At 66.0% G+C, this 20,075-nt stretch carries 17 protein-coding genes and 1 riboswitch; of the genes, 2 read left to right on the top strand and 15 right to left on the bottom strand.

From position 1 onward, the window contains the following. Position 1: 1 nt before the first annotated feature. From EDL96_RS09755 to EDL96_RS09710, 10 genes are all read right to left on the bottom strand, one after another. Positions 2–1,816: a proline--tRNA ligase gene (locus EDL96_RS09755; RefSeq protein WP_123825641.1), complete on the bottom strand. Its 1,815-nt coding sequence runs from the start codon at positions 1,814–1,816 to the stop codon at positions 2–4. Positions 1,817–1,998: 182 nt separating this feature from the next. Then, entirely contained in the window at positions 1,999–2,871 is an 873-nt protein-coding gene (locus EDL96_RS09750) for a hypothetical protein (protein ID WP_123825639.1), read from the bottom strand. Positions 2,872–2,937: 66 nt separating this feature from the next. Beyond that, positions 2,938–3,810, bottom strand: coding sequence for a hypothetical protein (locus EDL96_RS09745; RefSeq protein WP_123825637.1), 873 nt, complete (start codon positions 3,808–3,810; stop codon positions 2,938–2,940). Between the two features lie 139 nt (positions 3,811–3,949). Then, complete coding sequence (locus EDL96_RS09740) at positions 3,950–4,810, bottom strand: hypothetical protein (protein ID WP_123825635.1); 861 nt, start codon at positions 4,808–4,810, stop codon at positions 3,950–3,952. Positions 4,811–5,021: 211 nt separating this feature from the next. Beyond that, the gene (locus EDL96_RS09735; RefSeq protein WP_123825633.1) at positions 5,022–5,903 is read right to left on the bottom strand and encodes a GNAT family N-acetyltransferase; all 882 of its coding nucleotides are present in this window, start codon (positions 5,901–5,903) and stop codon (positions 5,022–5,024) included. Further along, positions 5,900–7,063, bottom strand: coding sequence for a flavodoxin-dependent (E)-4-hydroxy-3-methylbut-2-enyl-diphosphate synthase (ispG, locus tag EDL96_RS09730; RefSeq protein ID WP_123825631.1), 1,164 nt, complete (start codon positions 7,061–7,063; stop codon positions 5,900–5,902). Before ispG ends, EDL96_RS09735 begins: the two co-directional genes overlap by 4 nt. 152 nt (positions 7,064–7,215) lie before the next feature. Continuing rightward, positions 7,216–8,568, bottom strand: a complete 1,353-nt coding sequence (locus EDL96_RS09725; protein WP_123825629.1) for a M50 family metallopeptidase — start codon at positions 8,566–8,568, stop codon at positions 7,216–7,218. 225 nt (positions 8,569–8,793) lie between these two features. Further along, on the bottom strand, positions 8,794–9,450 hold the full coding sequence (locus EDL96_RS09720) for a methionine ABC transporter permease (RefSeq protein ID WP_123825627.1): 657 nt from the start codon (positions 9,448–9,450) through the stop codon (positions 8,794–8,796). Beyond that, positions 9,447–10,529, bottom strand: coding sequence for a methionine ABC transporter ATP-binding protein (locus EDL96_RS09715; RefSeq protein WP_233568819.1), 1,083 nt, complete (start codon positions 10,527–10,529; stop codon positions 9,447–9,449). Before EDL96_RS09715 ends, EDL96_RS09720 begins: the two co-directional genes overlap by 4 nt. Beyond that, positions 10,526–11,401, bottom strand: a complete 876-nt coding sequence (locus EDL96_RS09710; protein WP_123825625.1) for a MetQ/NlpA family ABC transporter substrate-binding protein — start codon at positions 11,399–11,401, stop codon at positions 10,526–10,528. The genes EDL96_RS09715 and EDL96_RS09710 overlap by 4 nt, the downstream gene beginning before the upstream one ends. Before the next feature lie 96 nt (positions 11,402–11,497). Next, positions 11,498–11,611: riboswitch (SAM riboswitch) on the bottom strand. A 321-nt stretch (positions 11,612–11,932) separates the two neighbouring features. Here EDL96_RS09710 and pflB point away from each other — a divergent pair. Beyond that, on the top strand, positions 11,933–14,212 hold the full coding sequence (pflB, locus tag EDL96_RS09705; protein WP_123825623.1) for a formate C-acetyltransferase: 2,280 nt from the start codon (positions 11,933–11,935) through the stop codon (positions 14,210–14,212). Between the two features lie 14 nt (positions 14,213–14,226). After that, positions 14,227–15,189, top strand: coding sequence for a pyruvate formate-lyase-activating protein (gene pflA / locus EDL96_RS09700; protein WP_123825621.1), 963 nt, complete (start codon positions 14,227–14,229; stop codon positions 15,187–15,189). 95 nt (positions 15,190–15,284) lie between these two features. On the opposite strand, the gene dxr is transcribed toward pflA, so the two are convergent. From dxr to EDL96_RS09675, 5 genes are all read right to left on the bottom strand, one after another. Further along, positions 15,285–16,535 (bottom strand): 1-deoxy-D-xylulose-5-phosphate reductoisomerase, encoded by a 1,251-nt coding sequence (gene dxr, locus EDL96_RS09695; RefSeq protein WP_123825738.1) that lies wholly within the window; start codon positions 16,533–16,535, stop codon positions 15,285–15,287. Positions 16,536–16,720: 185 nt separating this feature from the next. Then, positions 16,721–17,005 (bottom strand): GlsB/YeaQ/YmgE family stress response membrane protein, encoded by a 285-nt coding sequence (locus tag EDL96_RS09690; RefSeq protein WP_123825619.1) that lies wholly within the window; start codon positions 17,003–17,005, stop codon positions 16,721–16,723. A 236-nt stretch (positions 17,006–17,241) separates the two neighbouring features. Continuing rightward, positions 17,242–18,861 carry a solute symporter family protein gene (locus EDL96_RS09685; protein WP_407656952.1) on the bottom strand — a complete coding sequence of 540 codons (1,620 nt, stop codon included), beginning with the start codon at positions 18,859–18,861 and terminating at the stop codon, positions 17,242–17,244. A gap of 12 nt (positions 18,862–18,873) precedes the next feature. Beyond that, positions 18,874–19,251 (bottom strand): DUF485 domain-containing protein, encoded by a 378-nt coding sequence (locus EDL96_RS09680; RefSeq protein WP_123825615.1) that lies wholly within the window; start codon positions 19,249–19,251, stop codon positions 18,874–18,876. Between the two features lie 195 nt (positions 19,252–19,446). Beyond that, positions 19,447–20,043 carry a DivIVA domain-containing protein gene (locus tag EDL96_RS09675; RefSeq protein WP_123825613.1) on the bottom strand — a complete coding sequence of 199 codons (597 nt, stop codon included), beginning with the start codon at positions 20,041–20,043 and terminating at the stop codon, positions 19,447–19,449. Between the last annotated feature and the right edge of the window lie 32 nt (positions 20,044–20,075).

Here is a 20,075-nt window from a genome sequence, read left to right as displayed (position 1 = left end):
ATCAGTCTCCTGACGTTGCGTTGCGGATCGACTCGACCACGGTCTGGCCCACGCCGTCACGGGTGATGTTCCGCGACTCTCCCGTGGCTCGGTCCTTCAACTCCAGGAGCCCGTCGGCCAGGCCACGTCCGACCACCACCATGGTGGGCACGCCCAGCAGTTCGAAGTCACCGAAGCGCACACCCGGTGAAACCTTGGGGCGGTCGTCGAAGAGTACCGACAGGCCCTCCGCCTCGAGTTCCGCGACAACCTTCTCGGCCTCGGCCATGAATTCCGGGCCCTTGCCCGTCGCCACCACGTGGACGTCCGCGGGTGCCACGGCTCGGGGCCAGATCAGCCCCTTGTCGTCGTGGTTGGCCTCCGCCAGGGCGGCGACGGCGCGGGTCACACCGAAACCGTAGGACCCCATGGTCACCACGACCTGCTTACCGTTCTGGTCCAGGACCTTGAGCCCCAGGACGTCGGCGTACTTGCGCCCGAGTGCGAACACGTGCCCCATCTCGATACCGCGCGCGGCTTCGAGCGGGCCGGATCCGTCCGGCGCGGGGTCACCCGGGAGCACCTGGGCGCACTCGATGGTTCCGTCCCAGGTGAAGTCGCGGCCGGCCACGAGGTCGTAGACGTGCTGACCGGCAACGTTCGCGCCGGTCACCCACCGGGTGCCTTCGACCACGCGGGGGTCCACGAAATAGGGCAGCCCGGTGGCCGACTTCTCGCCGAGCAAAGGTTCATCCAGTGCCAGCCCCGGCCCCAGGTAGCCCTTCACGATCAGGGGCTGGGTCTTGAGGTCGTCGTCGGTCGCCTGCTCCACACCCACTTCACCGGAGATGCCGAGGACCTTGCCGATGCTGACTTCCACGCGCTTGAGGTCCACGTTGCGATCACCGGGCAGACCGATCACCGCCATGGTGTGTTCGCCGTCCGGGTGGGTGACCTTGAGGACCACGTTCTTGAGCGTGTCAGCCGCGGTCCAGGGGCGGTCCTCCCGGGGGTGCAGCGCCTGCGACTCACTGACCAGGGTCTCTATCGTGGGCGAGTCCGGGGTGTCATGGACCACGGGGTCCGGGGCGTCGTCGTAGGGCACCGCCTCGGGGACCACGGTGGTCACGGCCTCGACGTTGGCGGCGTACCCACCGGGGGAACGAACGAAGGTGTCCTCGCCAATGGCCGTGGGGAACAGGAATTCCTCGGACTGGGAGCCACCCATGGCACCGGAATCGGCGGACACGGCCACGACCTCGAGTCCCAGACGCTTGAAGATCCGTAGGTACGCCTCCCGGTGGAGGCGGTAGGACTCGGCCAGGCCTTCGTCGTCGACGTCGAAAGAATAGGAGTCCTTCATGATGAACTCGCGCGAACGGATCAAACCCGCGCGCGGCCGCGCCTCGTCACGGTACTTGGTCTGCACCTGGTAGAGGATCGCGGGGAGGTCCTTGTAGGAGGAGTAGAGGTCCTTGACCAGCAGCGTGAAGACTTCCTCGTGCGTGGGGGCCAGGAGGTGATCGGCCTCCTTGCGGTCCTTGACCCGGAACAGCGCGTCGCCGTATTCCTCCCAGCGGCCGGTGGCCTCGTAGGGTTCGCGCGGAAGCAGCGCGGGAAACAGCACTTCCTGCCCTCCGATCGCGTCCATCTCCTCGCGCACGATCGCCTCGATCTTGCGCAGCACGATCATCCCCAGCGGCAGCCACGTGAATCCGCCCGGGGCTGCGCGCCGGATGTACCCGCCGCGCACCAGGAGCCGATGGCTGGCCACCTCGGCATCGACGGGATCCTCGCGGAGGGTGCGCAGGAACAGGGTGGAGAGTCGCAGGGCCACGGAGCACTGCCTTTCGGAACGGTCGACGGACGGGCGTCGGCGGGGATTGGTTCTCGGGGCCCCGGCCATTGGTCGTCAGGGCACCCGCGGATGGGTGGCGGACACACCGCTGACGACGACGAAGGGCCGGACCCGGGCCATCCTATCGCCCCGAGGTCCGGCCCCTGCGCACCGGTTCCGGATCAGGCCGTGGCCAGCAGATCCGCGATTTCGGTCAACAGTTCCTCGTAGTCGGCTTGTTTGCCTTCGTACTCCTCGGAAGCGATCACGGAGATCATCGAGTTCTCGTACACCATGCGGCCCGTGTGGATGTCCATGCTGCCCCCAGGACCACCGGCGGACAACGTGGTGCGGATGGCAGTGTCCGCGGAGTCGACCGTGATGTCCTCGTTCTCGAGCTGGACGTCGACCGGCTGGTCGTCCACGGACATGGTGGCTTCGGAGCAGTCCTTGACGCCGGTCTCGAAGTCGTCCAGGGCGTCCTCGGCCTCCGAGGTCGAGTCGTACATGTGGACGGTGACGATCAGGTTGCCTTCTTCGTCGGAGCCGACCACACCTTCGTCCATGTCGGACTGCATGATCCCGCCCATGAACGATCCCTTGACGGGGTCCCCGCACGACGTCGGATCCACGGTCACCACGCCGACGGACTCCTCCAGCATGCTGGGTATGTCGTAGCCGGAGGCAGACATGAGTGACACGGGCACGGCGTTGATCTCGAACCCGCCGACCTTCTCACCGTTGAGAGCGCCCATCACGGAGGAATCGGAAAGCTCACCGTCGGAACCGCCGCCCGACTCGGAGGCACTGGGCGAGGCGGATTCGTCGTCGCTCTCCGTGGGCGAGGCGGAATCCGAGGACTCCGTGGTCTCTTCGGAGGTTGCCTGCGAGCTCTGCTCCTCGGTGCCTCCTGTGGCCTCGGTGCTCTGCTCCTGGGTGGACTCCTCCGACCGTTCCTTCGGCTCTCCCCCACCGAAGAGCCCGCAACCGGACAGTGTCAGCGCTGCCGCGACCGAGGTGGCAGCCGCCACGGTGATTCGTCGACGACGTTCCATGTGATTCTCCTTGTTTTGTAAGGGTCCGTGTGTTGTGTCAGATGGTTCCGGGGAAACCTGGTGGGCTCAGACTTCCGAACCGGGACCGGCGACCGGCTCACCCGAGAGGATCCCCGTCATCTCGGTGAGCAACTGCTCGTAGTCGGCCCGCTCACCGTCGGCGGGCACCTGGTACTCGATGTTGTGAATGATCGTGACCACGCTGTTGCCGTAGACCATTCGCCCCGACCGGATGTCGTCCTTGGTGGTGTAGGGATCATCCGAATACGTCACTGTCACGGCCTGGGATGCCCCGGGGACGGAGATGTCGTCGACCGCGAGCTCCACGTCCAGGGGGCCTTCACTGTCAACCGTCATCTCACCGCCGTCACAGCCCTCGACCGAGTCGACGTAGTCGTCCATTGCGGTCTCGGCCTGCTCCTGGTCTTCCAGCGGTCGGACGCTCACGAGCACCGTGTCCACGCGATCGGCGGCAACGGTCGCCTCGTCCACGGAGGGCTCCACCCATCCGGGCACCAGGGCGCTGCGCACCGGCTCCACGCAGTCCTCCGGGGTGATCTCCAGGGTTCCGAATTGGTCTTCGAGCAGTTGATCCGGGGCCAGGTCCAGATCGGGCAGGACGGAACCGGCGACTGCGTTGAGCGTGACGCCGTCGATCTCGGCGCCGTTCAGCGCCGTCAGGACGTCGTCATCCGTGAGGTCGGTGGGGGCCTCTTCTGCGGCGTCACTCCCGGAGTCGTCGGAGGCAGTGCTCTCCGGCTCGCTGCTCGACTCCTCGCTGCTCGGTTCCTCCGCCGGCAAGGAGGACGTCTCGGCTTCGGAGCCCGAGGGCTCTGAGGCCTCCCTGGCCGGCCCCGTGCCGTAGGAACACCCGGTCAGAAGCAATGAGGCAGCGACGGCGCCCACCGCAGCCGATCGAAGGTGGCGTGTGCTCGTCATGGGTACCTCCACGCAATCCGAGGGGAGCCGAGGATCGATGGGACGATGACCTGGCCCGGCCCTTGACAGGCCGGGCCAGGTCACCCTGTGGGCCGCGGGGCTCGCTCAGAACCGCAGCACCACCCGCTGGGACACAGCGTCAGGACTCGGAGGGGCTGGCGCTCTCGCTCGCACCTTCGGTCGACTCGACCGGGCCATCGACGAAGGACTTGGCGACGTCGTTCATGGCGGACTCCAGATCCTCTTCGGATGCCGGTTCCGAGGCGTCGGAGCCCGATCCACCCTCGACTGCGGACAGGCCGTCGCCCTGGCTGGCCATGATGACCAGGTTGCCGACGCTCATCGCCGACGCGGAGTAGGTGGTGTCGCCACTCGGGCTCGCCGAGCTCGTGGAGGAAGCGGAGCTACCGGTGAGGATCAGGGTCTCGCCGGCCCCCTCGACCTCGGGCGACGTGGTCTCGGCGGTCATGGACTGTTCGTCGCCCATGGCGCTCAGGGTCACTTCGCCGCAGTCGCCGAGCCCGGAGTTGAGGTCCTTGACGGCTTGGTCGGCTGCATCGCGCGAGTCGGTGACCCGGACGGAGATCGTGAGGTCGCTGTCCGTGGTGCCGCCGACCATCTGTTCGAGTTCGGGGCTCATGCCTTCCCCGTCGATGACCCCGGCGGAGACCACGGTGAACAACGGGTCCTTGCAGGCCTCGGGATCCGTCTCGATCATCGCCATCATGGCGTCGATCATCGAGGTCGCGGAATCAACTTCCTCCCCGCCACTGGCCATGGCCTCACCGGCCGGTTCGACCTCGGAGACCTGCTCGTCGCCGACCTTGGTGGCTGCCAGGGTGGATTCGGCCGTGTCCAGCGTGTAGTCGTCCGGGGCCTCCACGGGCGCGGCGCTGGTCTCTTCCCCGCCACCGCCTCCGCCCCCGCCGCCACCGCAACCGGTCAGCGCCAGGACGCACACGGCGCCGGTGGCCAGTAGAAACTTGGACTTGTCAGCCATCGATCTCCCCTTCGTCACCCGACGACGCCCGCACTGGTCGAGAGGGCCACATCACGCCGGTTGGTTGTGCAAATCACTTTAGTGATGTGCACATGCGAACGCCAGCGTTGCGTTCGTGTTCAGGTAACGCGGCGCACTATGACAGGAGATGACGGCGGTCGACCGGTCCCGTGGCTGGGGACCTGTCCAGCCACCTGGATCGGCCCACGGGTCAGAACAGGACCGTGGCGAACGTGCCGACTCGGTTGAATCCTGCGCGGTGGTAGGTGCGCAGCGCCGCCCGGTTGTACGAGTTCACGTAAAGGCTGACAAGGGGCCATCGACGTCGAGCCGCTTCCACCACCGCGGTCATGCACGGGACGGCCCATCCCTGACCGCGATGCTCGGGTGCCACCCACACGCCTTGGATCTGGCATACGTCACCCGCAGCGGCACCGATGTCCGCCTTGAACACGACCCGACCGTCGCGCATGACCACGAACGTGCGCTGGTCCTCGATCAGCCTGGAGACACGGCGGACGTACCCGTTGTCACCGGCCACGAACGGTGAGTAGCCGACCTCTTCTTCGAACATGGCGGCACTGGCCGGCAACACTTCGGCGACCTCCGACGGGTCGGCGGGCCGAACCTCCGGGTGCGGTGCGGAATCGGAGTGCCGTTTGGCCACCATGAGGGGCTGCTCCTCGCGCACGGCAAACGGCTCGAACCACCGGGGCTGCACCGCGTTCCACAGCGCGAGCACCTCACGCTGTGGGCCGAAGAACGAAGCCCGGGGGCGACGTTGCGCCAGCAGATGGTCGGCCACGAGCCGGATTCCGGCGTCGTCGAGGACCACCGGGACCACATTGCTGCCGACCCAACACGCGCCCGTGAGCTGCACCGGAGTCGAGCGTCGTCCGGGTAGTCCCCTGCCGCCGTCGGTCACGCCCACCACGGGGGCCGACTGCCCGGAGGTCGCGGTACGGAAGGTGGCCACGTTCTCGGTCACGAAGGCCGAGGCCACCTTTCTGGTGGCCAGCAAGTCCTCCAGCGCCCCTGCGGGGACGGCGTGCGGGGGGACCAGACGCGGCCCGGACCCGGCGAAGAATCTCATCCGGCGACGGTCACGCTGGGCGCGCCCGACTCCTCCGAGCCTTCGATGTCCATGTCTTCGGCAAGGCGATTCGCCTCGGTGATCAGGGTCTCCACGATCTGGTCCTCGGGCACGGTGCGAATGACCTCGCCCTTGACGAAGATCTGGCCCTTGCCGTTGCCGGAGGCAACACCCAGGTCGGCTTCACGGGCCTCGCCCGGTCCGTTGACCACGCAGCCCATGACGGCAACGCGCAGCGGCACGGTCAGGTCCTTGAGCCCCTCCGTGACGTCATCCGCCAGCTTGTACACGTCCACCTGGGCCCGGCCGCAGGACGGGCAGGACACGATTTCCAGCTTCTTGGGCCGCAGCCCCAAGGACTGCAGGATCTGGCTGCCGACCTTGACCTCTTCAACCGGCGGGGCGGAGAGGGACACGCGGATCGTGTCCCCGATGCCCTGGGAGAGCAAGGCACCGAACGCCGTCGCCGACTTGATGGTGCCCTGGAACGCGGGCCCGGCTTCCGTGACCCCCAGGTGCAACGGCCAGTCACCTTCCGCGGCAAGGAGCTGGTAGGCCCGGACCATGGTCACGGGGTCGTTGTGCTTGACGGAGATCTTGAAGTCGTGGAAGTCGTGCTCCTCGAAAAGGGAGGCTTCCCACTTGGCCGACTCCATGAGTGCCTCCGGAGTGGCCTTGCCGTACTTCTCCATGAGCCGCTTGTCCAGGGAGCCCGCGTTCACGCCGATGCGGATCGAAACCCCCGCGTCCTGCGCCGCCTTGGCGATGGCTCCCACCTGGTCGTCGAACTTCCGGATGTTGCCCGGGTTCACGCGGACACCGGCGCACCCGGCGTCGATCGCGGCGAACACGTACTTGGGCTGGAAGTGGATGTCGGCGATCACCGGGATGGGCGATTTCTTGGCAATGATCGGCAGTGCGTCGGCGTCGTCCTGGGACGGGCAGGCCACGCGCACGATGTCGCAGCCGGCGGCGTTGAGTTCGGCGATCTGCTGCAGGGTCGCGTTGATGTCCGTGGTCGGCGTCGTCGTCATCGACTGCACGCTCACGGGCGAATCGGAACCGACGCCGACGGCCCCCACACGGATCTGCCGGGTCTTGCGACGGGGCGAGAGGACGGGCTGAGGCGCTGCGGGCATACCGAGGCTGACCGGACTCACGGGGGCTCCTGACACGTTGGCGATGGAATTCGCGATGCCGCGGGATCACCACGACACGCCGACCACCCATTGTGCCCCAGTTCCCACGACCGGGGACACCGATTCATGGTTGTCCTGGGCACACTTCCAGGCACTGGCAACCGGGCGCCGAGTCAGAACACCTGGACCGGTTCCATGATGTCGGCCAGCACGAGCACCACCGTCATCACCAGGAACGCGCCGACCACCACGTACGTCAGCGGCAGGAGCTTGAGGGGGTCGAACGGTCCGGGGTCGGCGCGGCCGGTGAGCTTGGCGAAACCACGCCGCACCTTCTCCCACAGCGCCCCGGCGATGTGTCCACCGTCCAGCGGCAGCAGCGGCAACAGGTTGAAGGCGAACAGGGCGAGATTGACGGAGCCGATCAGTCCCACCAGGGTGGCGGCCTTGTCTTTGACCTCCAGCCGGTCCGTCATGGCCACTTCTCCGGAGATCCGTCCCACGCCGACCACCGACATCGGCCCCTCGGGATCCCGGGGTGCCTCCGTAAACGTGGACACGGCGGTGTTCCAGACGTTCACGGGCAAGCGCCACAGCACGCCGAACACGGAGTTCAGCGAATCGACGACGACGCCGGGGACCTCCGTCACGGGCTGAGGGACGGTGTCGAAGCGGGGCGAGACGCCGATGAAGCCCACTTCTTCCAAGACGTAGTCCCCGTTGTCCAGGACGGGTTCCCCGTCGTCGTCCTGAACGGGACGCTCGGTGAGGATCGGCGTGATGACCGTGCTGGTCTCCTGCCCGTCACGCTCGTAGACCAGGGGCACCTCCTTGCCGCCCTGGTCGCGGATGATCGAGGTCAGTTGGTCCCAGGTGTCCACGTCCTGGCCGTTGATGGACACGATTGTGTCCCCGGGTTCCAGTCCCGCAGCGTGTGCGGGTGCCTCCGGGGTGGTCTTGTCGCAACTGGTCTGTGACTGGCCGTCAGCGGAGGCGTCGCCCGCGCGGACTTCGACGACGCATTCGTTGACCGTGGAGACCTGGGTGGTCGGCGACTGCGTGCCGAATCCCGTGACGAGCACGGTGATGCACATCACCGCGATCAGGAAGTTCATGAGCGGGCCACCGAGCATGATGATGACCCGTTTGTACACGGGGAGCTTGTAGAACGCGCGGTCCTCGTCGCCCGGCTGGCGATGCTCATCCTCCAGGCTGCGGGTTTCCGCCACGGCTTGTTGGAACAGTCCGGTCGAATCCACTCCGGCGGCGTAACCCTCAGCCGGCGGGTACATGCCGATCATCGCCACGTAGCCGCCCAACGGGACGGCTTTGAGCCCGTACTCTGTCTCCCCACGGCGCCGCGAGAACACGGTGGGTCCGAAACCCACCATGTACTGGCGGACGCGCACCTTGAAGAGCTTGGCGGGCACCAGATGCCCGACCTCGTGCAGGGCGATCGAGAAGATGAAAGCCACGGCTGCCAGGAGCACGCCGAGGACATAGAGCAGAACCGTCACGGCCGACATGCAACCACACTCAGCTCAGAACTTTCCGTGCCGTGCCCCCGATCTCGGCTGCGATCCACCCGGACCTGGGCGCCTTCCTCGGACTGCTTCGCTTGACGTCCTACGGAAGGCGCCCAGGTCCGGGTGCCACAGTTCAACTCGGGTACGACAAAGCCCCTCCGCAGCGGACCACAAGCGAAGCAGTCCAAGGAAGGGGCCCGTCGTCGTCGCGACTCGATCAGCGGCTCAGCGCCGCATGATCTTGCGCGCCATGGAGTTGCCGAAGAACTGCACCAGCTGAACCATGACGATGATGACGGCCACGGCTGCCCAGGTGATCTGGTCGTTGAACCGCTGGTAGCCCAGGCGCAGGGCGAAGTCACCCAGACCACCGGCACCGATCGCGCCGGCCATGGCGGACATGTCGGTCACGCCGATCACCAGGAAGGTGTACCCCAGGACCAGGGGACCAAGGGCTTCCGGCAGGATCACCGTGGTGATGATCTTGGGGCGCGAGACACCCATGGAGCGGGCCGCTTCTACGACGCCGGGGTCCACGGACATGAGGTTCTGTTCCACGATGCGGGCGACGGCGAACACCGCGGCGATCGACATGGCGAAGATCGCCGCGTTCTGCCCCAGGCGGGTTCCGACCACCGCGTCCGTCAGCGGCCCCAGGGCGGCCAACAGGATGATGAAGGGGATGGGGCGGACGAAGTTGACCACCAGGTTGATCGCGGTGTTCACGGCCCGGCTCGCGTAGAGGTTGCCGGGGCGCGTCACGTACAGGGCAACGCCAAAGAAAAGACCGATCAGGCCGGCGATCACCATGGTCAGCGCGACCATGTAGAGGGTCTCGCCGATGGCGGTCAGCAGTTGGGGGCCGAGGACGGACCAGTTCATGCCGAAACCTCCTTCACGGTTGTCAGCTGGGAGAGTTCGTCGATCGTCCGGTCGACCTCGTGCCGCTCACCGGTGAGGTCCACGGTCAGGGACCCGAAGGACTGACGCTGCAGGACGGAGACTCCCCCGAACACGATCTGGAACTGCACCCCACGGGCGGCGGCAGCGGACAGGACGGACCCGACGTCCACGCCTTCACGAACGTCGACGACGACCAGCCGCCCCTTGCTCTGTTCGCTCAGGTAGCTCAGTTCTTCGCTGTCGGGTTCGTCGTGGCTCACCGTGGCCACGAACTTTCGGGCGGTGTCCGTTTCCGGTGCGGAGAACACCCGCGCCGTGGGTCCTTCTTCGACCACACGACCGCTGTCCATGACGGCGACCCGGTCGGCGATCGAGCGCACCACGTCCATTTCGTGGGTGATCAGCACCACGGTGATGCCGAACTCACGGTTGGCCCGGCGCAGCAGGTTCAGGACCTCCTGCGTGGTTTCGGGGTCCAGCGCGGAGGTGGATTCGTCCGCCAGCAGGATCTTGGGCTGGGCGGCCAGCGCGCGGGCGATTCCCACGCGCTGCTTCTGTCCGCCCGAGAGCTGCTCGGGGTAGTTTCCCGCACGTTCGGACAGTCCGACGAAGCGGAGCAGTTCCTCAACCCGCGCCTTGCGCTTGTCCTTGGACCACCCCGCGCGCACCAACGGGTACTCGACGTTGCCCGCGACCGTCCGGGAGGTAAAGAGGTTGAACTGCTGGAAAATCATGCCGATCTCCCGGCGAATCGGGGCCAGTTGTTCCTCAGTCCGCCCGTCGACGCGCTGCCCGTCGACCTCCACGACACCCCCGGTGACGGGCTCCAGGCCGTTGATCAGGCGCACCAGCGTCGACTTGCCCGCACCGGAGTACCCGATGACCCCGTAGATCTCACCGCGACGGATCGACAGCGTGACGCCGTCCACCGCCGTGACCTCTCGGCGCAGTTTGCCCTTGCCCGTTTCGAACGTCTTGATGGCGTCCTCGAACCGGACGATCACCTCGGCGTCCTCACCGGGCCGCACGCGGGGAGTAGCCGTCGCCGCAGAACTCACTTCTGGAGGTCCTTCTGGTAGTCGGCGAGGATCTGGTCCAGCTCTTCGCGCGGCAGGTCCAGGGACACGGCGGTGTCCTTGGACTCCTTGGCCTCGGCCTCCAGAACGGCGTCCGAGTGGAAGAGTTCGGCAACCTTGTTCAGGGTCTCGTCGTCGGCGTTCTCGGCCGTGGTGGTGAACAGGTTGACGTAGGGGTAGGAGCTCTCCTCACCGACGCCGTCCTCCGCGAGCGCTTCCTCGGGGTTGAGGTCGGCGCGCTCCAGGAAGTCGTTGTTGACCACGGACGCGGCCACCGAGTCGAGGGACAGGACGGTCTGCTCGGCGGAGACCGGCGTGACCTTGACCTTCGACTTCTCGGTGTCGACGTCGGTCTCGGCGGGCGCCGTCGTGTCGGAGGTGAACTCGACCAGGCCCTTGGATTCCAGCAGGAGCAGGGCGCGGGTCTGGTTGATGGAGTCGTTGGGGATGGCGATCTCGTCGCCGTCCTTGATCTGGTCCAAGGAGTCGTACTGGTTGGAGTACAGGCCCATCGGGTAGATCGACGTGGAAACGATCGGCGTGATGTCGTCCCCTGCGCTGTTGTTGTAATCCGCCAGGTAGGCGATGTGCTGGAACCGGGCCATGTCGATGTCGCCGTTGGCGGTGGCAGGGTTGACCTGGCTGTAGTCACCGAACTCGCGCAGTTCCACGGTGATGCCTTCTTCGGCGGCGGCTTCGACGATGGCCTCGTCCACCGGGGAGGACCCGATCACGCCCAGGGTGACGACTTCGTCGTCGTAGGGGCCTTCGTTGCTGTTGGAACCACCGCAGCCGGCCAGGGTGAGGCCCAGGACGGAGGTCAGAGCCAATGCGGAAACTCGGTAAGCGCGCATGGAGGGTATGCCTTTCATTCGTGATGCAGGGGTCCGGGACCGTGCCGCATGCACGAAGGATGATCAGAAGGCGCCCGAGGAAGGCTCATTTCTCGATGTTCGTGCTTGCCGCAGGTCCGTTGACCGGAGCCGGATGTTCATCTGGGGCACCCCACCACGTCAGAGGGTTGCCGCCCGGTCAGCCAGAGCTTTTCGCCGGGACTCGTCATCCATTGCGCGAAATCTTAACATCGTGCGGCCCGTGGCCGTTGCGCACAGCAATGATCGACACAACGTGGGCAACCTCACACACGAATCCATCTTCGGGCTGCGGCCGGGAAAGACCGACCGACCTGGATGTACGCCATGCGCACAGTTGAAACACAAATGAACACAGAAATACCCAAGGAAACCGTCTGCAACCCGGGTGAACCACAGCAGGAGATTCCGTAGCTTCGAAAGTGAACGTGAGGACGCGTCTGACCCGAGAAGTGGCCTCACACGGATTGCACGGGCACCGGATCCGGGCCCCTGCCCACGGAGGAGGACCACATGACCGCCCAGACCACAGACCGCCCCGTTCACGACGAGGGTTTCGACCCCGCCGCGCAAGCCTGGCGGGGTTTCCAGGCAGGTCCGTGGCAGGACTCGATCGACGTCCGCGACTTCATCCAGCGCAACTACACACCCTACGACGGCGACTCCGCTTTCCTGGAAGGTGCCACGGCTCGGACCACCGGCATCTGGCAGAAGCTGCTGGAGATGTTCCCGGCCGAGCGCGAGAAGGGCGTCTACGACGTCGATGCCACCACGCCCTCGACCATCACCTCCCACAAGCCCGGTTACATCGACGCCGAGCAGGAGATCGTCGTCGGCCTGCAGACCGATGCTCCCCTCAAGCGCGCGATCATGCCCAACGGCGGGTGGCGCATGGCCAAGAATTCCCTGGAGACCTACGGCTACCCCGTGGATCCCACGCTCGAGAAGATCTACTCGACCTATCGCAAGACCCACAACGACGGGGTCTTCGACGTCTACTCCCCCAACGTGCGCGCAGCACGGTCCTCCCACGTGGTGACCGGCCTGCCGGATGCCTACGGCCGCGGTCGCATCATCGGCGACTACCGGCGCGTGGCTCTGTACGGCGTGGACGCGCTGGTGGAGGGCAAGCAGCGCGAACGCGCCGAACTCGACCTCTACGCCGCGGACGAGAAGGTCATCCGCGAGCGCGAGGAGAACGCGGAGCAGATCCGCGCGCTGCGTGAGCTCCAGGAGATGGCAGCCTCCTACGGGTTCGACATCTCCAAGCCCGCAACCAACGCGACAGAAGCCGTGCAGTGGCTGTACTTCGCCTACCTGGGCGCGGTCAAGGAGCAGAACGGCGCGGCCATGTCCTTCGGGCGCAACACGGCGTTCCTGGACGTGTACTTCTCCCGCGACCTGGCTGACGGGGTGCTGACGGAATCGGAAGTCCAGGAGATCGTGGACGACCTGGTGATCAAGCTGCGGATCGTGCGCTTCCTGCGGACCCCGGAGTACGACCAGCTGTTCTCGGGGGACCCCACCTGGGTCACCGAATCCATCGGCGGCATGGGTGCCGACGGGCGGACCCTGGTCACCAAGACCTCTTTCCGGTTCCTGCAGACCCTCTACAACCTGGGACCCGCCCCGGAACCGAATCTGACGGTCTTCTGGTCCGCGGACCTTCCGGAAGGCTTCAAGCGCTACTGCGCCCAGGTTTCGATCGACACGTCCGCCATCCAGTTCGAATCGGACGAGCTGATCCGCGGTGCCTGCGGTGACGACGCCGCCATCGCCTGCTGCGTCTCCCCCATGACCGTGGGCAAGCAGATGCAGTTCTTCGGAGCCCGCGTGAACGTGGCCAAGTCCCTGCTGTACGCGATCAACGGTGGCCGCGACGAGATCTCCGGGAAGCAGATCGCTCCGGAGTCCCCCGCCGTCGTCGGTGAGGTGCTGGAGTTCGACGACGTGTGGGAGAAGTTCCTGGTCACGTTGGACTGGCTCGCCGCGACGTACGTGGAGGCCCTGAACTGCATCCACTACATGCACGACAAGTACGCCTACGAGCGCCTGGAGATGGCGCTGCACGACCGCAACGTGCTGCGCACCATGGCCTGCGGCATTGCCGGGCTCTCCGTGACCGCGGATTCGCTGTCCGCCATCAAGTACGCAACGGTTCGACCGGTCCGTGACCAGTCCGGTTTGGTCACCGACTACCAGATCGACGGCGAGTTCCCGGCCTACGGCAACGACGACGACCGGGTGGACGAGATCGCGGTCAAGATCGTGCACGAGTTCATGGAGCGCGTGCGCCGTCACCCCACCTACCGGGACGCGGTGCACACCCAGTCGGTCCTGACAATCACCTCCAACGTGGTCTACGGCAAGAAGACCGGTAACACCCCGGACGGTCGACGCGCGGGCGAGCCGTTCGCTCCGGGTGCCAACCCCTCCAACGGGCGGGACACTCACGGGATGTTGGCCTCTGCACTGTCGGTGGCCAAACTGCCCTTCGCCGAGGCCATGGACGGCATTTCCCTGACCAACACGGTGGTTCCCTCCGGTTTGGGCCGCACCAAGGACGAGCAGATCACCAACCTGGTGGGTCTGCTGGATGCCCAGAACGTTTCCGACGGCTACCACATGAACGTCAACGTATTGAACCGGGAGACCCTGGAGGACGCCATGGCTCACCCGGAGAACTACCCGCAGCTGACGGTGCGGGTCTCCGGGTACGCCGTGAACTTCGTTCGCCTGACCCGTGAGCAGCAGTTGGACGTCCTGTCGCGCACGTTCCACGACCGCGTCTGATCAGGATTCCGTAGATGCCCGGAACCCGTACCACCCACCCCCGGTTCACGCCGTCGGAGGGCTCGGTCACAGCACTGCGCCCCACCGACGCCGTGACCCCGCGGGCGGCCCAGGATCTCCCGCTCCCCCGACGCCGCGGCACAGCGTCGGGGTTGCCCGAGACCCTGGGCGACCTGCACCGAGAACTCCTGCCTCTGGACGCGGACGGACGCCCCCTACACCACGAAAAGGTCCAGGCCCTGCACGCCGGCCTCATGGGCTCGATCCATTCGTGGGAACTGGTCACGGCGGTGGACGGGCCAGGAACCCGGATGACGCTGTTCCTCTCCGGCTGCCCGTTGCAGTGTCAGTACTGCCACAACCCGGACACCATGCAGCTCAAGAACGGAACCCTGCAGTCCGCCGAGGAGGTGCTCAAACGGATCAGGCGCTACCGGAAGGTCTTTTCCGCCTCCGGCGGTGGGCTGACCATTTCAGGTGGTGAGCCGCTGTTCCAGCACAAGTTCGTGCGCCGGATCCTGCGCGGGACGAAGGAGATGGGCGTCCACACGGCGCTGGACACCTCCGGATTCCTGGGACGGGTTGCCGACGACGAACTGCTCGCCGACGTCGACTTGGTGCTGTTGGACGTCAAGTCGGGCAACGAGGCGACGTACCACGAGACGACCGGCCGGTCCTTGGCCCCGACGATCGCGTTCGGTGATCGTTTGACCGCCCTGAACAAGCCGATCTGGGTCCGGTTCGTCCTGGTCCCGGGGCTCACGGATGCCCCGGAGAACATTCGAGGCGTGGCCGACATCGTGCAGAACTGGGGCTCGGTGGAACGCGTGGAGGTTCTGCCCTTCCACAACATGGGTGAGGACAAGTGGGCCTCACTGGGCCTGGACTACTCGCTCAAGGGAGTCCAGCCGCCGTCGTCGGAGCAGACGGAGGCCGCGCGCGAAGTGTTCCGCGCCCGCGGGCTGACCGTGTACTGAGCCGTCCCCCGCGTCGAGTGTGCAGTTTGATCGCCCCTGACTCCCTCCGGGGCGATCAAACTGCACACTCGACATGAGGAGTAGGTGCTTCAGGGTCAGTCGATCAGGAGTTGGTCCGCGCGAGTCCGAGCCCATCGTTCAGCCTCCAGGACCGCCTTGACCGTGAGGTCGTCGGCCACCTGGTGTTCCTCCACCACTCGGGCCACCGTGTCCACGATGTCCAGGAAACCGATGCGGCCCGCGTGGAAGGCGAGCACGGCCTGTTCATTGGCCGCGTTGTAGACCGCGGGCGCCGTGGCTCCGCGTGCGGCGGCCTCCTTGATGAGCCGCACGGCGGGAAACGCGTCTTCGTCCAGCGGCTCGAAGGTCCATTGCGTTGCCCGGGACCAGTCGCACGGGGTGGCCGCCCCCGGCACTCGATGGGGCCACCCCAGTCCCAACGCGATCGGCAACCGCATGTCCGGCGGGGAGGCCTGGGCCATGGTGGAGCCGTCCGTGAACTGCACCATGGAATGCACCACGGACTGGGGATGCACGACGACGTCGATCCGGTCCAGTTCCACGCCGAACAGCAGGTGCGCTTCAAGCACCTCCAGGGCCTTGTTGACCATGGTCGCCGAGTTGGTGGTGACCATGAGTCCCATGTCCCACGTGGGATGGGCCAGGGCATCGGCAGGTTTCACACCCCGCAGCTGTTCCCGCGTCCGGCCCCGGAAGGGGCCCCCGGAAGCCGTGAGGATCAGCCGGTCCACCTCGGTGGCGCTGCCGGAGCGCAGGGCCTGTGCCAGAGCCGAATGCTCCGAGTCCACGGGAATCAGAGGGTCTTCATGCGTCGACGCCGCGACCGCTTGATGAATCAGCGCGCCACCGGCAATCAAGGATTCCTTGTTGGCCAGGGCCAGGAGCTTGTTCGATTCCAGGGCCGCCAGCGTCGGAGCCAACCCGATGGACCCCGTGATGCCGTTGAGGACCAGGTCGGCATCCTCGACGGCGGCCGCTCGGGTCGCAGCCTCCGGGCCGTGAATGATGCGCGGGCGGTAATGCCCGGCATCAAGTATCCCCGCCAGGTTGGAGATCGAGTCCGCCAGCTGGGCCGCCGCATCGGCGTCCCCGCTGGTGGCGACCAGCTCCGCTCGGGTCTCCACGGCCTGACGTGCCAGAAGCTTGAGGTTCGAGGCGCCGGCGGCCAAGGCCACGACCCGGAATACCTCTTGTCCCGCGTCCTTGCGAGCCTTGCGGACGACGTCGAGCGCCTGCGTCCCGATCGATCCCGTAGATCCCAGGATGCTGACCCGGCGTACGCCGTCGGACAACAACGCCTCCCACTGCCCCTGGGCAGCTGGCATCGACGGAGAGGCAGCGCGGGACGGGGTGACAGGAGGCATGGGTTCAGTATGCCGCGTCTACTCGGACCGCCTTCAATCCAGGGGCTCGGGACCACCGCCGCGGTGCACGAAGGGTGCACGAAAAAGGGGCGCGCCCGCCGGAAGCTTCCGACGGGCGCGCCCTGGGGCACCGATTCACTGTGCGATCAGCGGCGCGGTGCGCGGTTTCCGCGGCCTGCGATCAGGCCCCAGATGAACAGCACCAGCAGTGCGCCGATGATTGCCAGGATGATCGAACCGATGGAGATCACCGATCCGTCTCCGCTCAGGCCGGGGATGGCCATGGAGATCAAACCGCCGACGAAGGCGCCGACGATGCCGAGCAGAATGGTGGCGATGATGCCGCCGCCCTGCTTGCCGGGCATGATGAGCTTTGCCAGCGCACCGGCGATCAAGCCCAGGACGATCCAGGCGATAATTGAGCCAATCATGAGAGCCTCTCTTTCTGTTCCCGGCGCCGTGAGGGACCGTGGTGGGGGACAGTTCCGTCAGTATGCTGATTGCTGACGCTTAAAGCAAGGTTACAAGAACTCCGCCTGCAATTCCCGTAACCCGGATGAGATCTGGCTCATGCCCACCACGACGCCCTGACACGACGAAACCCGCTGCGTGTCCCCGTTGGAGGGGCACACCCAGCGGGTTTCGCTGTCCGGAGGTGCTCGGTTGATCAGTGCTGGACGGGAGCCTCCGCACCCACACCGGTCATGGAGCGAACTTCCATCTCGGCCTGCTTCTCCACGCTCTCCTTGTAGGGATCGGTCTTGGAACCGATGAAGCCCAGCAGGAAGGACGCGGGAATCGAGATCAGGCCCGGGTTGCTCAGCGGGAACACCGCGAAGTCCGCGCCCGGAATCATGGAGGTCTCCGCACCGGACATGACCGGCGAGAAGGCAATGAGTCCCACGGAGATGATCAAGCCGCCGTACATCGACCACACGGCTCCGCGCGTGGTGAATCCGCGCCAGTAGAGCGAGTAGAGGATGGTCGGCAAGTTGGCCGAGGCAGCGACGGCGAAGGCCAGCGCCACCAGGAAGGCCACGTTCTGCCCCTGGGCGCCGATGCCGCCCAGGATGGAGACGATGCCGATGACCACCACGGTGATCTTGGCGACCTTCAACTCCTCCTTGCCCGTGGACTTCCCCTTCTTGATCACGTTCGAGTAGATGTCGTGAGCGAAGGAGGCCGAGGCGGTGATCGCCAGACCGGCCACCACGGCCAGGATGGTCGCGAAGGCCACGGCGGAGATGATGCCCAGCAGGACGGACCCACCCAGCTCGTAGGCCAGCAGCGGCGCCGCTGAGTTCACACCGCCCGGGGCGGCCATGATCCGCTCGCCACCGATCAGCGCGGCGGCACCGAAGCCGAGCACCAGGGTGAACAGGTAGAACAGGCCGATGAGCACGATGGCCCAGACCACGGACTTGCGAGCTTCCTTGGCGGTGGGCACGGTGTAGAAGCGCATCAGAACGTGGGGAAGGCCGGCTGCGCCGAAGACCAAAGCGAGGCCCAGGGAGATGAAGTCGATCTTGGTCACGTCCGACAACCCGTACTTGAGCCCCGGTTCCAGGATCGCCGGGTCCTTGGCCACGGACACGGCCTCGCCGAGCATGTCGGAGAAGTTGAAGCCGAACAGGGCGAGGGACCACAGGGTCATGACGGCCACACCACTGACCAGCAGGACGGCCTTGATGATCTGCACCCAGGTGGTGCCCTTCATGCCACCGATGAGCACGTAGGCGATCATCAACGCACCCACGATGATGATGACCAGGGACTGCCCCACCCGGGAATGGATACCCAAGAGCAGGGAGACCAGAGCGCCCGCGCCGGCCATCTGAGCCAGCAGGTAGAAGAAGGTCACGCACAGCGTGGAGGTGGCGGCGGCAATGCGCACGGGGCGCTGCCGGAGCCGGAAGGACAGCACGTCGGCCATCGTGAACTTGCCGGTGTTCCGCAGCGGCTCGGCGATGAGCAGCAGCGCGACCAGCCAGGCCACCAGGAAGCCGATGGAGTACAGGAATCCGTCGTAGCCCTGCAGGGCGATGGCCCCGACGATGCCCAGGAAGGAAGCCGCGGACAGGTAGTCGCCCGCGATCGCCAGCCCGTTCTGGGTACCGGAGAACGAACGGCCACCGGCGTAGTAGTCAGCGGCCGTGGTGGTGCTCTTGGAGGCACGGAGCACCACGACCATGGTCACGGCGACGAATGCCGCGAAGATCGCCATGTTGAGCCATGGCGTGCCCACGGTCTCCGTGGTGGTTGCCGCCTTTTCGGCAGCGGGAAGCATTACGTTCATCTGTCAGGCCTCCTTGCCGACGACGGGGCCGCGGGTGCGGGCGTAATCGCCCGATTCGAGGGCCTCACGCAGATCCTGCGCCTGCGGGTCCAGGCTCTTGTTGGCGAAGACCACGTAGAGGGCGGTGATTCCGAACGTGGTGACGAACTGCAGGAGCCCAAGGATGATGCCCAGGTTGACGTCGCCGATCACCTTGGTGGACATGAAGTCCGTGGCGTAGATCGACAGCAGGACGTAGAGCATGAACCAGACCAGGAAGAAGATGGTCATGGGCACCACAAATTTGCGGTGGGTGGACCGGAGGGATTGGAATTCCGGCGACCTTTGGGCCACCTGAAAGTCCTCGGCCGTCGGTTCGGCGGGTGAGGGTTGCTCTGACACGGGATACCTCTCGTACGAGCTTGTGTGACAGGTGTCACAGTGTGGACTCGCTTACAGTAACCGCAGGACAGTCCCCCACCAACCCTTTTGCCGACACAATCATTGGAATGCGTCACGAAAAATGGTGCTCAACCCCTTTCTGACAGGGTCAAACACCATTTCTAGACAGGTGAAAAATTTCTGTGCGACTCGCCCTCAGCGCAGAGTCAGAAGGAGCTCCACGGTGCGGTCCAGGAACGCATCCACCTGTTGCTCTTCGTAGGAGTCTGCGCCCACCGCCGGCCCGAACACCGCCGTCCGGATCCGATCCGGATCGACGGTCTCGTGACGGCTCAGGTCTTCGACGATTTCGTGACACAGGGCGTCGACGTCGGCACGCGCGTAGCCGCGCGTACTGGCTCCGGCGGGAGTACGGAAACGTTCGCCGTCGGAGCGTTGGAGGCGACCGAACACGAGATCGGTGAGTTCGGTGATCCGTTCCTCCCACGCTTCCCGACCGTGCTGCCGGAGGAACTGTTGGCCCTCGCGTTCGACCAGGTCGTCCTCGGCGCGGTCCAGAGCCGGATCCACCTCTGAGGGGTCATATCCCCCGTGGGCCCGCCCGAAGGCGACATCCCGCACGTCCTGGGCACGGACGGCGTCGTCGGGGATTTCGCCCGAAGGCTGCCCCTGCAGGGTGGCCTCGACACGATCGAAGAATGCATCCACGGCCTTCGGGTCGTACCCCCAGGTGCGGCCTTCGGTCCTGGCGAACCGGTTGGGGGCGGCCGCTGCGTCGTCACGGGAGGTCAATGCTCACTCCTGCCTTGGGTCCGGTCGGGGCA

This window comes from Kocuria soli (genome assembly GCF_003797835.1).
Classification (GTDB): Bacteria; Actinomycetota; Actinomycetes; order Actinomycetales; family Micrococcaceae; genus Kocuria; species Kocuria soli.
The sequence above is the reverse complement of the archived record's forward strand: the minus strand, read 5'-3'. Positions and strand labels throughout refer to the sequence as shown.

Excerpts from the sequence above, each read along its gene's own strand:
- EDL96_RS09690 (WP_123825619.1), bottom strand. The coding sequence starts at position 17,005 with ATGATTGGCTCAATTATCGCCTGGATCGTCCTGGGCTTGATCGCCGGT.
- pflB (WP_123825623.1), top strand. The coding sequence starts at position 11,933 with ATGACCGCCCAGACCACAGACCGCCCCGTTCACGACGAGGGTTTCGAC.
- EDL96_RS09710 (WP_123825625.1), bottom strand. The coding sequence starts at position 11,401 with ATGCGCGCTTACCGAGTTTCCGCATTGGCTCTGACCTCCGTCCTGGGC.
- EDL96_RS09725 (WP_123825629.1), bottom strand. The coding sequence starts at position 8,568 with ATGTCGGCCGTGACGGTTCTGCTCTATGTCCTCGGCGTGCTCCTGGCA.
- EDL96_RS09720 (WP_123825627.1), bottom strand. The coding sequence starts at position 9,450 with ATGAACTGGTCCGTCCTCGGCCCCCAACTGCTGACCGCCATCGGCGAG.
- EDL96_RS09735 (WP_123825633.1), bottom strand. The coding sequence starts at position 5,903 with ATGAGATTCTTCGCCGGGTCCGGGCCGCGTCTGGTCCCCCCGCACGCC.
- dxr (WP_123825738.1), bottom strand. The coding sequence starts at position 16,535 with ATGCCAGCTGCCCAGGGGCAGTGGGAGGCGTTGTTGTCCGACGGCGTA.
- pflA (WP_123825621.1), top strand. The coding sequence starts at position 14,227 with ATGCCCGGAACCCGTACCACCCACCCCCGGTTCACGCCGTCGGAGGGC.
- EDL96_RS09685 (WP_407656952.1), bottom strand. The coding sequence starts at position 18,861 with ATGCTTCCCGCTGCCGAAAAGGCGGCAACCACCACGGAGACCGTGGGC.
- EDL96_RS09750 (WP_123825639.1), bottom strand. The coding sequence starts at position 2,871 with ATGGAACGTCGTCGACGAATCACCGTGGCGGCTGCCACCTCGGTCGCG.
- EDL96_RS09740 (WP_123825635.1), bottom strand. The coding sequence starts at position 4,810 with ATGGCTGACAAGTCCAAGTTTCTACTGGCCACCGGCGCCGTGTGCGTC.
- EDL96_RS09745 (WP_123825637.1), bottom strand. The coding sequence starts at position 3,810 with ATGACGAGCACACGCCACCTTCGATCGGCTGCGGTGGGCGCCGTCGCT.